Origin of the sequence: Hymenobacter polaris (assembly GCF_012927305.1) — a bacterium.
GTDB classification, from domain to species: Bacteria; Bacteroidota; Bacteroidia; order Cytophagales; family Hymenobacteraceae; genus Hymenobacter; species Hymenobacter polaris.
Genome location: NZ_JABBGH010000001.1, coordinates 615,146 through 628,709 on the forward strand (window position 1 = coordinate 615,146; position 13,564 = coordinate 628,709).

At 63.6% G+C, this 13,564-nt stretch carries 11 protein-coding genes; 2 read left to right on the forward strand and 9 right to left on the reverse strand.

Annotation, left to right across the window (positions count from 1 at the left end; genetic code table 11):
• Window positions 1-9: 9 nt before the first annotated feature.
• The 9 genes from HHL22_RS02645 to HHL22_RS02685 all read right to left on the reverse strand — a co-directional run bounded on the left by HHL22_RS02645 (window position 10) and on the right by HHL22_RS02685 (window position 10,143).
• Window positions 10-1,503: a hypothetical protein gene (locus tag HHL22_RS02645; RefSeq protein ID WP_169529418.1), complete on the reverse strand. Its 1,494-nt coding sequence runs from the start codon at window positions 1,501-1,503 to the stop codon at window positions 10-12.
• Window positions 1,504-1,668: 165 nt separating this feature from the next.
• On the reverse strand, window positions 1,669-2,136 hold the full coding sequence (gene lptE / locus HHL22_RS02650) for an LPS assembly lipoprotein LptE (RefSeq protein WP_169529419.1): 468 nt from the start codon (window positions 2,134-2,136) through the stop codon (window positions 1,669-1,671).
• A 55-nt stretch (window positions 2,137-2,191) separates the two neighbouring features.
• Window positions 2,192-3,532 (reverse strand): sigma-54 interaction domain-containing protein, encoded by a 1,341-nt coding sequence (locus tag HHL22_RS02655; RefSeq protein WP_169529420.1) that lies wholly within the window; start codon window positions 3,530-3,532, stop codon window positions 2,192-2,194.
• A gap of 15 nt (window positions 3,533-3,547) precedes the next feature.
• Window positions 3,548-3,907, reverse strand: coding sequence for a hypothetical protein (locus tag HHL22_RS02660; RefSeq protein WP_169529421.1), 360 nt, complete (start codon window positions 3,905-3,907; stop codon window positions 3,548-3,550).
• Window positions 3,908-3,920: 13 nt separating this feature from the next.
• Window positions 3,921-5,351 (reverse strand): tRNA (N6-isopentenyl adenosine(37)-C2)-methylthiotransferase MiaB, encoded by a 1,431-nt coding sequence (gene miaB, locus HHL22_RS02665; RefSeq protein ID WP_169529422.1) that lies wholly within the window; start codon window positions 5,349-5,351, stop codon window positions 3,921-3,923.
• 597 nt (window positions 5,352-5,948) lie between these two features.
• Window positions 5,949-7,490 carry a DUF3808 domain-containing protein gene (locus HHL22_RS02670; protein WP_169529423.1) on the reverse strand — a complete coding sequence of 514 codons (1,542 nt, stop codon included), beginning with the start codon at window positions 7,488-7,490 and terminating at the stop codon, window positions 5,949-5,951.
• Window positions 7,491-7,560: 70 nt separating this feature from the next.
• Window positions 7,561-8,328 (reverse strand): zinc ribbon domain-containing protein, encoded by a 768-nt coding sequence (locus HHL22_RS02675; RefSeq protein WP_169529424.1) that lies wholly within the window; start codon window positions 8,326-8,328, stop codon window positions 7,561-7,563.
• Entirely contained in the window at window positions 8,318-9,436 is a 1,119-nt protein-coding gene (locus HHL22_RS02680; RefSeq protein WP_169529425.1) for a Nif3-like dinuclear metal center hexameric protein, read from the reverse strand. The genes HHL22_RS02675 and HHL22_RS02680 overlap by 11 nt, the downstream gene beginning before the upstream one ends.
• A 17-nt stretch (window positions 9,437-9,453) precedes the next feature.
• Window positions 9,454-10,143, reverse strand: coding sequence for a uracil-DNA glycosylase family protein (locus HHL22_RS02685; RefSeq protein WP_169529426.1), 690 nt, complete (start codon window positions 10,141-10,143; stop codon window positions 9,454-9,456).
• 121 nt (window positions 10,144-10,264) lie between these two features.
• Here HHL22_RS02685 and lpxK point away from each other — a divergent pair, with 121 nt between their 5' ends.
• Window positions 10,265-11,371, forward strand: a complete 1,107-nt coding sequence (gene lpxK / locus HHL22_RS02690) for a tetraacyldisaccharide 4'-kinase (protein ID WP_169529427.1) — start codon at window positions 10,265-10,267, stop codon at window positions 11,369-11,371.
• Between the two features lie 38 nt (window positions 11,372-11,409).
• A complete protein-coding gene (locus HHL22_RS02695; RefSeq protein WP_169529428.1) occupies window positions 11,410-13,449 on the forward strand; it encodes a putative porin in 2,040 nt (679 codons plus the stop codon).
• Window positions 13,450-13,564 lie beyond the last annotated feature (115 nt).

Genomic DNA, 13,564 nt, shown 5'->3' on the forward strand with positions numbered 1-13,564 from the left:
AAGCTGGGCCTAGGGGCGTAGTAAGTCAATTTGGGCTGCAAAGTACGCTAATTTCTCCGGGTTTTTCACCATTAGGCGTTCATAAATTGCGATGGCCTGCTCTATTTTACCTTGTTGGGTTAAGATTTTAGCCAGGCTTTCGGACGCCAAATCGGGTGCGGCGCGGGTACTGCGCACCGACAAGTCGGCCTGCTCGCCGGTTTTGGGTGGCGGCTGGGCGCGGCGGCGCGGCTGGCTGGGCTTGCGCTGCAAAAAGCTGTTAATAAGGTCGGTAGTGCTGCTGGTGCTGGGCGCGGGCTGCGTGGCAATGTGCGCCAGCACCGAGGCGTCGGGGGCGAAGAACTCACCGGTTGGGGGCAGAATAGCCGCGGGCATCAGGGAGGCCGGGACCTCGTCGGCAAGGCCTAGGGTGACCGGTACCAAGCAGTAGCCCAGGCGGCTACCCTCGCCGGGCGCATAGGCTACCTCTGCCACGCCACCAAAAGGAGGTAGGCGCGGGGTCGCGTCGGCTGGGCTAAGGGGTATTGTAATGGCTAGCTCAAGCTCCGGCAGTTGATAGGCGGTTATCTCGGTCGGCTCGGCGGGGCCAAGGCCAAACTCGTGCTGCGCGGCTTCCGCCTCGGCCGGCGGCCGAATGGGGGGAGCCTGCGGTGGCAACTCGTCCCCTAGGTCCGGCGCCCCGGCTCCATCTGCGCCGAAGCTATCGGTGTCGGCTAGGGCCGTTGGGCTAACTATTGCTGGGTCAGCTATTTCTTCGCTGGCGGGCAAAGCAGGCTCAGCCGCCGCGTCCGATAGCGCGGGAGCCGGGGCAGCGGTGGGCAGTTCGGCGGTTGGGGCGGGGTGGACCGGCTCGGCCTCAGTTGGTACGGCTGCTTCCGTACTGGCCGCCGGTAAAGTAGCCGCGTCGAGGCTGGGGTCGGAAGGGTCAGCCACCGGTGCCGCCGTGGCTGGCTCCTGGGCCGCCACCGGCAGCCCTAGGGGGGGCAACTCATGGAAAGCGGAGTCAGGCGCGGGCAGTTCAACTAACTCAAGCGGGGCGGCGGCTGCGAGCGGCGCGGCCTGCTCGGTAACGGCCTCCTCGGCCACGTAGGGGCTAGGGGCGGGGTTGATTTCCTGCGCCGGTTTGTCTTCCAGCAGTAAGGGTGCGGGCAGCGGTGCCGCGGCAGGAGTTGGCGTATGCGGCACCGCCTCGAACTCGGCGCCGTCTTGACTACCAGCGTATTCGGCCGCGCTAGTCGTAGCCGGAAGGGCGGCGGCCAACTCTTCCACCGGAGCTGCTTCGATGAGCTGGCGCAGCAGGGCGCGGTCGGCGGCGTAGGTAGCGGCCCGGCGCAAGCGCTGGTCGGCCAGCATTGAGCCCTGGTCGTGGGCGGCCTTGGCCAGCAGCAGGTGGGCCGTTTGGCAGTACGGAAAGGCCTCGGCTAGCTCTTCCAGCGCGCGCACATCGGCCCCGTTAAGGGCGGTAGAGTGGGCAAGCAGGCGCAGGAGCGTAGCGCGGGTCATGGGAAGAAGCAAAAGGAAGCGCCGGATTAGGGCAGAAGCGTATTCAACCGGCAAGAATACGGTGCTGGCAGCAAAGTCAGCCGCTGCCCCCCGCTGCCGGGCGGCGGCTTTAGCCAGGTGCGTGGGGGCCTAGGGCCGGGCTGGCGGATAGCACCAGCGCGATAACTACCAATTAGCTACCGACTTGTTGAACATGTCGGTGATGATGTTGCGCGTCACTTCCCGCAGCGAGGTTGGGTCGTTGTTTACGGAAGCTAAATCCTGGGTCGATGGGAAGTCCTTCTGACTTTGGAAGGTTTGCTCGAAGTCCTGCTTGCTATCCTTGGTATTGGTGAAGCGCAACTGCACCTGAATAACCAGGCGATTGACGCCGGCGCTGGGCAGGCCGCTGGCCTGGCCGCTCTGCTGAATAGCCGCCGGCGAGAAGTCGTAGGCCGCGATAGTCCCATCGAATTGCAGGTCGCCGTCGCGCGGCACCAGTTTCAGCGTCGTGTTGCGCTGAAAATAGTCCTTGATGTCTTCCGTAAAGCGCTGCGAAAGGGCCGCCGGGGCGTTAGGCGCGTTGTTCTGGAAGGTTTGGATAGAAATGGTTTTTACCGACGGGTCGATGTTGGTGCCGTTAAACGAGTACACGCCGCACCCCCCCAGCAAAAGCAAAGGCAGCGCCAATAGCCAGGCTAGCAGTGCGTTAGGCCGATTCCAAATCATATTGCTTGAGCTTGCGGTACAGGGTGCGCTCCGAAATGCCCAGGTCCTGGGCCGCGTACTTGCGCTTGTTGTGGTGCTTTTTAAGCGCCTTCAAAATCATCTCTTTCTCGATGGCGTCCAGCGATAACGTTTCCTCTTCGGTTTCGTGCGTAATGTCCTCGGTGGGCACCGCGTCTTCGTCCTCGTCGGCGTAGTTGCCAGCCGATACGTCTACGCGCAGCGGGGCAGGCGGTGGCAGGTAGTAGCCGTTGCCTTCGGCGGCACCGTCGGGGCTAGGGTAGGGCGAGGTCTCACCTAAGTTGCTGAACAAGTGGCTGTTTTGGCGCAGCAGCTCCTGGGCATCGGGGCTGGCGGCGCGGGTGCCGGTGGCCAGTTCCAGCACCACCTTCTTGAGGTCCGTCATGTCGCGGCGCATATCAAAGAGCAGCCGGTACAAGATGTCGCGCTCCGAATACGAGCCGAAGCTGCCGGCGCCGCTGCCATCGCCGCCCTGGCCGTGGCCGGGCAGCAACGCCGGCAGCTGCGAGGTTTGGGCGGCGGGCAGGTAGTGGGCCAGGCGGGCGGCGTCCACCTCGCGGTCCAGCTCCAGCACCGAAATCTGCTCGGCTATGTTCTTGAGCTGCCGGATATTGCCCGGAAACCGAAAGCGCGTGAGCAGCCGCACCGCGTCGGGCGTGAGGCTGATGGGCTTGACGCGGTGCTTCTCCGAAAAATCGGCCGTGAACTTGCGGAACAGCAGGTAGATATCATCGCCCCGGTCGCGCAGCGGTGGCACCGTGATGGGCACCGTATTGAGGCGGTAGTACAAGTCTTCGCGAAACTTGCCGGCCTGCACCCGGTCCAGCAAGTTCACGTTGGTAGCGGCCACCACGCGCACGTCGGTTTTCTGCACCTTGCTGCTGCCGACGCGGATAAACTCGCCGTTTTCGAGCACGCGCAGCAGGCGGGCCTGGGTGCCTAGGGGCATTTCGGCAATCTCATCTAGGAAGATGGTGCCGCCGTCCGTCACCTCAAAGTAGCCCTTGCGCGCGTCGTTGGCACCCGTAAAAGCCCCTTTTTCGTGTCCAAACAGCTCTGAGTCGATGGTGCCCTCCGGGATGGCGCCGCAGTTGATGGCGATGAACTGCCCATGCTTGCGCGGCGACAGGGCGTGGATAATCTTGGAAAAGGATTCCTTGCCCGACCCGCTCTCGCCGGTGATGAGCACGGTCATATCGGTGGGTGCCACCTGGCTAGCCACCTGAATGGCGTAGTTCAGCGCCGGCGCATTGCCGATGATACCGAAACGCTGCTTGATACTTTGAATCTCTTGATTTGTCAAGTTCTTAACTAGCTATTAATCCAGTTTGACATTAAAAGCTGGATTGGTAGGCACATATTTTATTTTGACAATATCGCCAATCCTGCACTTGGAGTCGCGAGTATTACCAGTATATTTTTTGCCGTCTACTACAAACTCATAGGAGTAAGAAAATTCTTGAGAAACGGGGCTATTTCCGAAGTAATTTTTCTTGTCTATGACCACAGCTTGAGTAATAATGCTTTTTGCCTCCAATTGCTTCTGTCTAATGGCTCCTGTACTGAGTAAATAAGCGAAGTACCCGAAAACAGTGAGTATAAGTATGATGCTCAAAAGGCTGGAAAAAGAAAAGGACTTAATTTTCTTCTTTTTCCATGGAGTCTTTTGCGCTTTCACAACGAATAACTACCTAAACTGCCTCGCCCAGTAGCGCCCCGCCGGTTGTGCTGGTCACGAACACATTCACGTAGTCGCCTTTGACGAAGTTTTGCTTTGGGAAGATGACGACCTGGTTTTGGCTGTTGCGGCCGCTGAGGTGCTCCTGCGAGCGCTTAGACGTGTTCTCTACCAGCACCTTGTGCACGCGGCCCACCATGCGGGCGTAGCGGGCGCGGGCGTGCAGCTGCTGGCGGTCGATAATTTCCTGCAAGCGGCGCTTCTTGGTTTCCAGCGGAATATCGTCGGCCAGCTTGCGGGCAGCCAGCGTGCCGGGGCGCTCCGAATAGAAGAAGTTGTAGCCCATGTCGTACTGCGCGAAGTCGATGAGGCTCAATGTATCCTGGTGCTCCGCCTCGGTTTCCGAGCAGAAGCCGGCAATCATATCGGTCGAGATGGCGCAGTCCTCGCCCAGAATGCGGCGGATGGCTTGCACGCGCTCTTCGTACCAAGGCCGGTCGTAGGTGCGGTTCATCAGTTCCAGCACCCGCGAATTGCCGCTCTGGGCGGGCAGGTGGATGTACTTGCATATGTTTTCGTGGCGCGCCATCGTGTGCAGCACCTCGTCGGTAATATCCTTGGGGTGCGAGGTGGAGAAGCGCACCCGCAAGCCGGGGCTCACCAGGGCCACGCGCTCGAGCAACTGGGCAAAATTGACGCGCTCCTGGCCGTCTTCGCTCGCCCACTTGTACGAGTCCACGTTCTGCCCTAGGAGGGTAACTTCTTTGTAGCCAGACGCAAATAGCTCGCTGGCTTCGCGCACGATGCTGTGGGCGTCGCGGCTGCGCTCGCGCCCACGGGTGAAGGGCACCACGCAGAACGAGCACATGTTGTCGCAGCCGCGCATGATGCTGATGAAAGCCGTCACGCCATTCGAGTTCAGGCGCACCGGCGTGATGTCGGCGTAGGTTTCCTCGCGGCTCAGCAGCACGTTCACCGCTTTCTGGCCGCCATCTACCCGGCTGATAAGCTGAGGCAGGTCGCGGTAGGCGTCGGGGCCCACCACGAGGTCCACGATTTTTTCTTCTTCCAAGAACTTGCTTTTCAGGCGCTCGGCCATGCAGCCGAGCACGCCCACCAGCATGTCGGGCTTGCGCTTCTTGTGCGAGTTGATTTGTTTGAGGCGCATGCGCACCGTCTGCTCCGCCTTCTCGCGAATGGAGCAGGTGTTGAGCAGCACCAGGTCAGCGCCCGCCAAATCGTCGGTCGTATCAAAGCCCTCGGCGGCCAGGATGCTGGACACAATCTCAGAATCCGAGAAATTCATCTGACAGCCGTAGCTCTCAATATACAGCTTACGCCCGCCGCCGGTGCGGGTGGGCGCACTCACGCGCACGTCGGCCGGGAGGGCCTCGGCAGTGGGCGCTTTATCTAAAAAATCTAACGTAATCAGGGGCTGGGACATAGCAACGAAACCCCGCCGCACCAGGCCAGGGGTACCAACAAAGATACAACCCCCGTGACAGAATGGCAGGTGATAAGGAGTAAGGATTAGTATTTAGTGATTAATAGGCCAGCGAAGCCTAGTAGGCTTATTGCTGAGTGTTAACCACTAAGTAACTCAAGTTGCGAGGTAACGTCAGGCAGTCGATTCCCCTCCTTAACCAAGGAGGGGACGCTTCGGCGAAGCCGAAGCTGGGGTGGTTGACGTCGTGGAACGACCGGCTACTGGAGTGGCCGTCGACTCGTTTAATGCCCGCAACCACCCCCGTTGGCGCGGTGCGCCAACATCCCCTCCTTGGCTAAGGAGGGGAATCGACTGCCTGACGTTACCTCGCAACTTGAGTTAAGTAGTAATCGCTGTTCACTGCGTTCAGCGCCTACTATCCGTCCTAATCCTCACGCACGGCCTACTACTTCTGCTCAAGCAGTAGGAACCCGCTGGCCACCTGTAAGTACCCGCGCCGAGAATGAAGTTATCGGCGGGTGCGGGGCCTGCGCCTCGGCAACGGGCTTGGGTGGGCGCTGGCACCCACCTAGCCTCGCGATAATGGTCGCAACCTTACAGCTGCCGCAGCGCCAGCTTGGCTTTTTGGTCGGTGCTGTTCTTGTATTCGTGCTTGGGGTAAGCCATTGCCTGCTCGAAGTAGGCCTGGGCGGCCGCCTTTTGTCCGGCGGCCTGGGCCAGGTAGCCGAGCTGCAAGGCGGCCTGGGGCGCGAAGTAGTAGGGCGGCTCGCCCAGGGTCGCCGCCCGGCGCAGGGTGCGCTGGTAGTCGGCCTGGGCCGAGTCGGGACGGCCTAGGCCCTGCCACACGCGGGCCCGCCGGTAAGGCGCCTCCAGGCGGTCGCGCACGGGCGTAGCAGCAGTTAACTTAAATTGCTGCAAAATGCTTAGGGCCAGTGAGTAATAGCCGCCATCCGTGAGCAGGCGTGCGCGCGTCAATTGGGGGTTGAGGGCCTGGGCATCGTGGTAAAAGCGCTGAGCGTACACGTCCTCCTCTACCACCAGCGGCCCGGCCTGGTTGATTTGCTGGCGGTAGCGGTCGAGCGTGGCCAGGGGCTCGGCGCCCAGCCAGGCGGCCAGGTAGAGCTTAAAAGCAGCGTCTTTGCGGTAGTGCTGGCCCCGGTACTCGCGCAAAAATTGCTCGTTCTCGGCTTCCGAGGCAGCATAGTCGCCGCGGTACAGCAGCAGGTCGCCGGCCAGGTGGTGCAGGTAGGCCAGGGGCACGTAGCCGGGGCCGGTGGGGCGGGCGCGGTAGGCGGCCAGCGCCGCGTCGCCGTGGTGCTGGCGCTTGTTGAGCGTTATCACCAAGTAGCTGAACAGCAGGTTGTCGGGCTGCTCGGCGCGCAGGCGCTCGGCCAGGGCCAGGGCCTCGGGGCCGCGCTTATAGTAGGCCTCGCCCACCAGGGCCTGCAAAATCTCACTTTCCATTTGGAAGTCATTGGGCTGCGTGGCGGCCAGGCGCAGGTTGCGCAGGCCCTCCTCCACGCTGCCCCCTAGGCCCAGCAGGCGCAAAAACCAGTGGTAGCCGCTGGGCAGCGACCCAATGCCGAACTGACACAGCCCCAGTGTTTTGCGAGCCGGCAAAAAGGCTGGATACCGCGCCACCACGGCCGCCAGGCGCCCCACCGCTTGGCGCAAGTTCCAGGCGCCGCGCACCTCGTGGCCAAAGGTGAGCTGCGCCACCGCCTCGTGGGCTTGAATCTCGGCCTGGGCGTAGTCGCGCAGCGGGCCCGGTGGGGCGCGGTCGAGCACCGCCAAGCGGGCTTCTTGGGCCCCTAGGGTGGCCTCGTAGCGGCTGGCGTCCTGCGTCACGAGCAGCTCTACGAAGTCGGCGCAATCGGCTACCAGCAGGGTGCCGGGGGCGGTAGCGGGCTCGGCAGCCAGCAGCTGGCGGGCCGGGCCGGGGCGCAGGCGCAGCACCTCGGCGTAGGCCCGGCGCTGGCCGGGCGTGAGGGTGCTGGCCGCCGCTATGGCCGGCGGGGTGTCGCGCTGGGCGGGCTCCGCGGGGGCGCCGAAGCCAACGCCAGTGGCGCCCAGCCACGCGGCCGCGCTCAGTGCCCCTCGGCAAATAATTTGGCGTACCTCAGCGGGAAATCTCACCTGCGTAGCATTACAAAAAAAGGAACGACCCTAGGGCCGTTCCTTTTCTGCAGCAAAGATAAGCGCAGCCTTACGCTGCTTGCTTGCCATCCACGTCGGCCAGAATGCGGCCGCAGTGCTCGCACACGATGATTTTTTTGTGCGAGATGATGTCGGCCTGGCGCTGGGGTGGCACCGTGTTGAAGCAGCCGCCGCAGGCATCGCGGCGCACCAGCACCACGGCCAGGCCGTTGCGCATGTTGCTCCGAATGCGGTTGTAGGCGGTTAGCAGGCGGTTTTCAACCAGCGGCGTAGCGGTTTCACGCTCGGCCGACAGGGTTTTTTCCTCGTTCTCGTTTTCGGCCACAATGCCGTCTAGTTCGCTCTTCTTGGTTTCCAAGTCCTTGCGGCGCTCGTCGAGGCGCTGGCGGGTGCCACCGGCCTCGGTGTTCTTCTGGTCAATCTGGTACTGCGCCTCGCGGATTTTTTTGTCCGAAATCTGGATTTCCAGGCGCTGCAACTCGATTTCCTTGGCAATGGCCTCGTACTCACGGTTGTTGCGAACGTTGGTTTGCTGGTCTTCGTAGCGCTTGATGAGGCCCTCGGCCTCCTTGGTAGCGGCTTTGCGCTGCTTAATCTGGTCGTTGAGGCCAGCGATTTCGTCGTCGAAGCGCTTCACGCGGGCTTCGTAGCCGGCGATTTCGTCCTCGAGGTCGCGCACTTCCTCGGGCAGGTCGCCGCGCACGCGCCGAATTTCGTCGAGCTGCGAGTCGATGCGTTGCAGGTTAAGCAGCGCTTCGAGCTTGGTAGCTACGGGCACGTCGGCCGGGTTCGCAATGGCAGCGTTGTTAGCAGTCATAAAAGACGGGATTCGTGGGGGTTTCAGCGAATAAGACCGCAAAAGTACGACCGAACGTTCCCAGCAGCAAATCGCGGAAGAGTTCGCCCGTAAACTGCTCGCTCTCAAAGTGCCCTACGTCGCACAGCAGTAGCTGGCCCTCGGGGGCAAAAAACTCGTGGTACTTCACGTCGGCCGTTACGTAGGCGTCGGCCCCGGCCCCTAGGGCTGCCTCGGTCAGAAAGCTGCCCGCCCCGCCGCACAGCGCCACTTTTTTGATGGGCCGCGCAAAGGCCGTGTGCCGCACCACCGGCACGCGCAGCGCCGTCTTCAGCAGGCTGCGAAACTCGGCGGCCCCTAGGGCCTCGGGCAGCTCGCCCACCAGGCCGGCGCCCACGTCTTGGTGCTGGTTGGCCAGCTGCACCAACTCGTAGGCCACTTCCTCGTAGGGGTGGGCCTGGCGCAGGGCGGCCAGCACGGCTGCTTGCCGATGCAGGGGCAGCAGCACTTCGAGCTTGGTTTCGGCTACGCGCTCGGCTTGGCCCACGGCCCCTAGGGCCGGCTGCGCGCCAGCCTCCGGCGTAAAGGTGCCCAGCCCAGTGGTTTGGAAGCTGCAGGCGCGGTAGTTGCCCACCTGGCCCGCCCCGGCCGCGTACAGCGCCTGCAATACGCTGTCGGCCAGACTAGTGTCGGCGGCGGACCCTAGGGGCACGTAGGTGCTGAGGCGGGCCAGCGTGCCGGCTTTGGGCGCTAGAATGCGCGTATTCACCAGCCCTAGCTTTTCGGCCAGCTTGGCGTTTACGCCCTGCCGCACGTTGTCGAGGTTGGTGTGGGCGGCGTAAATGGCCACGTCGGCCCGCAGCGCGGCCATAATGGTTTGCTCGACCAGGCCCTGGCCGGTAAGGCGCTTGAGGGGCCGGAAAATGACCGGGTGGTGGCACAGCACCACGTTGCAGCCCCGGCGCGCCGCCTCGGCCACCACGGCCGGCGTGCAGTCGAGGGCGATGAGCACGCCGGTAATCTCGGCGGTGGGGTCGCCGCACTGCAGGCCGGCGTTATCGTAGCTTTCCTGGTAGGCGAGGGGCGCGGCGGCCTCCAGGGCGCGGGCCAAGTCTTTTACAGTTATCATTTGGCAGTTATCAGTTATCACAACAGCTCGCCCAGCGTCTGCACGTAATGCTGCACGTTTTCGGCCAGGTGCTTGCGGCGGTATTGCATCAGGAAGCGCGGGTGGTCGAGGGCGATGACGCGGTCGAATAGCTTTAGCTCGTCGTTCAGCTTTTGCAGAAATTCGCCGTTGCGGCGGCCCAGGCTCACGGCTACGTCGCGGCGCAAGCCTAGCTGCTCGGTTTGGGCTTGCAGCGCGCGGCGCAAATCGGGCCACAACGCCTTGGTTACGGCGCCGTTATCGTAGTAGTTATAATTGGTCCCGCCGCGGGTTAGCTCCAGGGGATAGAGCGAGCTGAGGAAAAAATGCCGGTAAAACTCGGCCGGGCCGCCTAGCTCGGCAATGAACTTGTACACGAATTCGCTCGACAGCTCGCGCCGCCGGCCGGTGAGGGCATGGGCGATGCCGCATATTTCGGTTAGCGCCACCGGGTCGGTGAAGGCCACGCCGGTGCGCCCGCCCCCGAAGCGGCCGGGATTGATGCCGAAGATGCCCACCCTGAGCACGTCGGCGGCGTAAAACTTCTGCGCAAACTCCTCAAAAATCTTGGTCACGGCCGGGTCGTGGTACGAGTTGCGCACCTGCACCTCGTGGGGCAGCGGGGCGGCGGGCAGCGGAAACGTGCGCAGCAAGTGCAGCAGGCGGGCGGGAAACGGGGTAGCAGACATGGGGCAGGGTAGCTGGAAAAAGACTTTTGCGCGCTTACCGGTCCTAGGGCCGGGGTAAAGCCGCAGCGGTGGCCTAAGCAGCCGTAAAAGTAGACCGCCCGCCGGCCCGACCTTTGCCCGTATGCTCCCCAGCTCTCAACCGCCCGTCCCGCCCACTACCACGCTGCTGCTGCCCCTAGCGGGCCTGTATGCGGCGGTGGCGGCGGGCCGCAACTGGCTCTACGACCGCGGCTACAAAACCTCGGCGCCCGGCTGGGTGCCGCTTATCGGGGTGGGTAACCTGCGGGTGGGCGGCACCGGCAAAACGCCCCACGTGGCTTGGCTGGTAGAAGAACTGCTGCACCAGGGCCACCGCCCGGCCATCCTGAGCCGGGGCTACGGCCGCCGCACCCGCGGGCCCCGCCTGGCCGGCCTTGCCGACTCGGCCGCCACGGTGGGCGACGAGCCCTGGCAGTACTACGGCTGGTTTGCCGGGCGCGGCGTGGCCGTGGCGGTGGCCGAAAACCGCCAGCTGGGCCTTGCCCTGCTGCGTCAGCACAAGCCCGCTACTACGGTGGTGGTGCTCGACGATGCCTACCAGCACCGCCGGGTGCAGCCCACGCTCAACATCCTGCTCACGGAGTGGGCCCGCCCCTTTTACCACGACCAAGTGCTGCCCGCCGGCCGCCTGCGCGAAAGCCGCGCCGGGGCCGCCCGCGCCGACGTAGTAATTATCACGAAGTGCCCGCCCGCACTGCCAGCGGCGGCGCAGGCGGCGGCCGTGGCCGCGGTGCGGCGCTACGCCCGGCTGGCGGTGCCGGTACTTTTCTCGCGCTACGCCTACGCCCCGCCCCAGCCCCTGACGCCCGCGGCGGTGGCGGCAGGCCCGCCCGCGCCGCCCGGCCCAGTGGGCTTGCTCACGGGCATTGCCCAGCCGGGGCCGCTGCGCGCGCATTTGCAAGAGGCTGGCTACCAGTTGCTACGGCACTTCGAGTTTGCCGACCACCACGCTTTTACGCCGGCCGAGCTGGCGGCGGTGGCGGCGCAGCTGCCGGCGGGCCTAGGGCTGCTTACCACCGAAAAGGATGCCGCCCGGCTGGCGGCGCCCGAATTGCGGGCGGCGTTGGCGGGCCGTGCCGTGTACACGATTCCGGTGCGGGTGGCGTTGCTGGGGGCGGGGGCCGCCGAGCTGGCCCAGCTGGTGGCGGCCGCGGCCGGGCCGCCCGCCCAGGGTATTTTTGTAGCTTGATGCAACGGCCGCCGCGCGCCGGGGCCCTACTATTCGGAGTGTACGCAAACTATTCTTTCTATTGGAGCCCCGCCGCCCGGCGCTGGCTGCTGCTGCTGCTGGGGTTGCTGCTGGGCAGCGCGGCGCGGGCCCAAATCGTGGACGACTCGACCAAAACCGTGTACGGCCCTAAAACCACCCGCGTGATTTACGAGCGCGAGGTGCGGCGCGACTCGGTGGGCGGCACCATCATCGACACCACGCTCACCAAGTTCTCGCAGGAGCGGTTTTGGGCGCACGATACCACGTTTCAGCAAAACCTGGGGGCCCTGGCCACGGCTTCGCAGCCGCTGCTTTACCAGCCCAACCTGGCCCTAGGCACCCGCTTTGGGCGCCACGCTTTCGACCGCAACACCCCGGCCGGCAGTGAGGTGCCGTACTACGACAGCCGCTCGCCGTACTCGTTTTTTCGCTTCATCCAGGGCTCGCAGGGCGAGCAGGTGTTTGAGATTAGCTACTCGCGCTCGTTCAAGAAGAACTTCAGCGTGGGCATTGACTACGAGCGCATTGCCTCGAACCAGGTGCTCAATACCGGGGGCAACCAGTGGCTGGCCGAGCACAATAACGTGACGTTCTTCACCCGCTTCCAAACCGAGGACGGGCGCTACCACCTGCTGTTCAACTACATCGCCAGCCGCCAGCGCACCCGCGAGCAGGGCGGCATCTGGCCCACCGACGACGAAGTGGCCCTGATTAAGGGCAACGGCGGCAACCTGGGCAATATCCTGTTCGACTACTCCAACGAGCGCACCTACCTCACGCCGGGCATCAACATCGACGACCGCGACCAGGTGCATTTGTTTCAGTCGTACCGGCTGGCGCGGCGCGGCTTCACGGCCTACCACGTGCTGGATGCGGGCCGGCAGTACAACGGCTACAACGACGATGCCCTGCCGCGGGCGGCCGATGATGCGCTCTTATTTTACCCCAACCCGCCGGGCCTGCTCAACGGCCGCCAGCGCGGCGTGTACCGCAACGCTACCGCCACCAGCGACCGCGCCACGTACCGTCAGGTAGAGAATACGTTTGGCCTGCTGGGCCGCACCGACCGGGTGGAGTACAACCTCTATGGCCGGGCGCGCAACGCCTCGCTACTGGAGCTAAGCACGCCTTCGCCCAGCCGCACGGCCACCAGCCCCACGCCCGTGCTGCGTTCGGGCGTGGGGCTGCCGCTGAAGCCGGTGTATCAGCAGACGTACTTCGATGGGTTTGTGGGCGGCTCGGCGGCCTTCAACTACCGCACCATCTACGCGGTGGAGGTGGCCGGCGAGTATAAGTTCTTCAACGAGTATTACTTGCGCGGCAGCATCCGCACCGGGCCGCTGTCGGCCGAGCTAACCACCGCTTCTTATTCGCCCACGCTCACGCAGCGCAAGTTTGTGGGCAACCACTACCAATGGCCCGACTCGTCGCATAGCAACGTCAACTCGTTTAGCAACACGCTGGCCAACCAGGTGTCGGTGCGCCTGCAGCAGCGCCTGCCGCTGCTGGCCGGCCACAGTATTGATGCGCGCGTTTCGGTGGTCAACCTGAACAAGTATATCTACTACGATACCCTAGGCCGCCCCACCCAGGACAACGCCAGCCGCACGCTGCTAATCGTGTTTGCCCGGCATCGCTTCGAGCTGGGCAAGTTTCACTTCGACAACCAGGCCACCTACACCCGCGGGGCCGACAAGGACAACGCCGCCCTGCGCATCCCGGCGCTCGTCACCGAGTCGCGAGTGTACTACCAAACCAGCGTGTTTAAGAGCGCGCTTTTTGGGCAGGTAGGGGCCGAGTACACCTACCAGTCCAGCTGGTACGGCTACAACTACGCGCCCAGCACCCAGCAGTTTTACGTGCAGAATAGCTTCCTGCTGCCTGCCTACGGCGTGGCCAACGTATTTGTGGCCGCCGACATCAAGTCGGCCTCCATCTTCATCAAGGCTGCCTACGTCAACCAGGGCCTAGGGCCCAACGGCTACTTTACGGCCCCTTACTACACTGGCTACCCGCGCCGCCTGCAGTTCGGCGTGCGCTGGCGCTTCTTCAATTAATCGCAGATTTAACGGATTTAACGGATTTCGCGGATACGCCCGCTGGCGCGGGCTGACTACGCGGCTCCGCGCAGGCTGTAATAAATTTGTTTGGGCTTGGCTTGGGACTTAGGCC

Coding starts and splice junctions, on each gene's coding strand:
- HHL22_RS02645 (WP_169529418.1), bottom strand. CDS start 1,503: ATGACCCGCGCTACGCTCCTGCGCCTGCTTGCCCACTCTACCGCCCTT.
- miaB (WP_169529422.1), bottom strand. CDS start 5,351: ATGTCCCAGCCCCTGATTACGTTAGATTTTTTAGATAAAGCGCCCACT.
- HHL22_RS02675 (WP_169529424.1), bottom strand. CDS start 8,328: ATGACTGCTAACAACGCTGCCATTGCGAACCCGGCCGACGTGCCCGTA.
- HHL22_RS02680 (WP_169529425.1), bottom strand. CDS start 9,436: ATGATAACTGTAAAAGACTTGGCCCGCGCCCTGGAGGCCGCCGCGCCC.
- HHL22_RS02685 (WP_169529426.1), bottom strand. CDS start 10,143: ATGTCTGCTACCCCGTTTCCCGCCCGCCTGCTGCACTTGCTGCGCACG.
- lpxK (WP_169529427.1), top strand. CDS start 10,265: ATGCTCCCCAGCTCTCAACCGCCCGTCCCGCCCACTACCACGCTGCTG.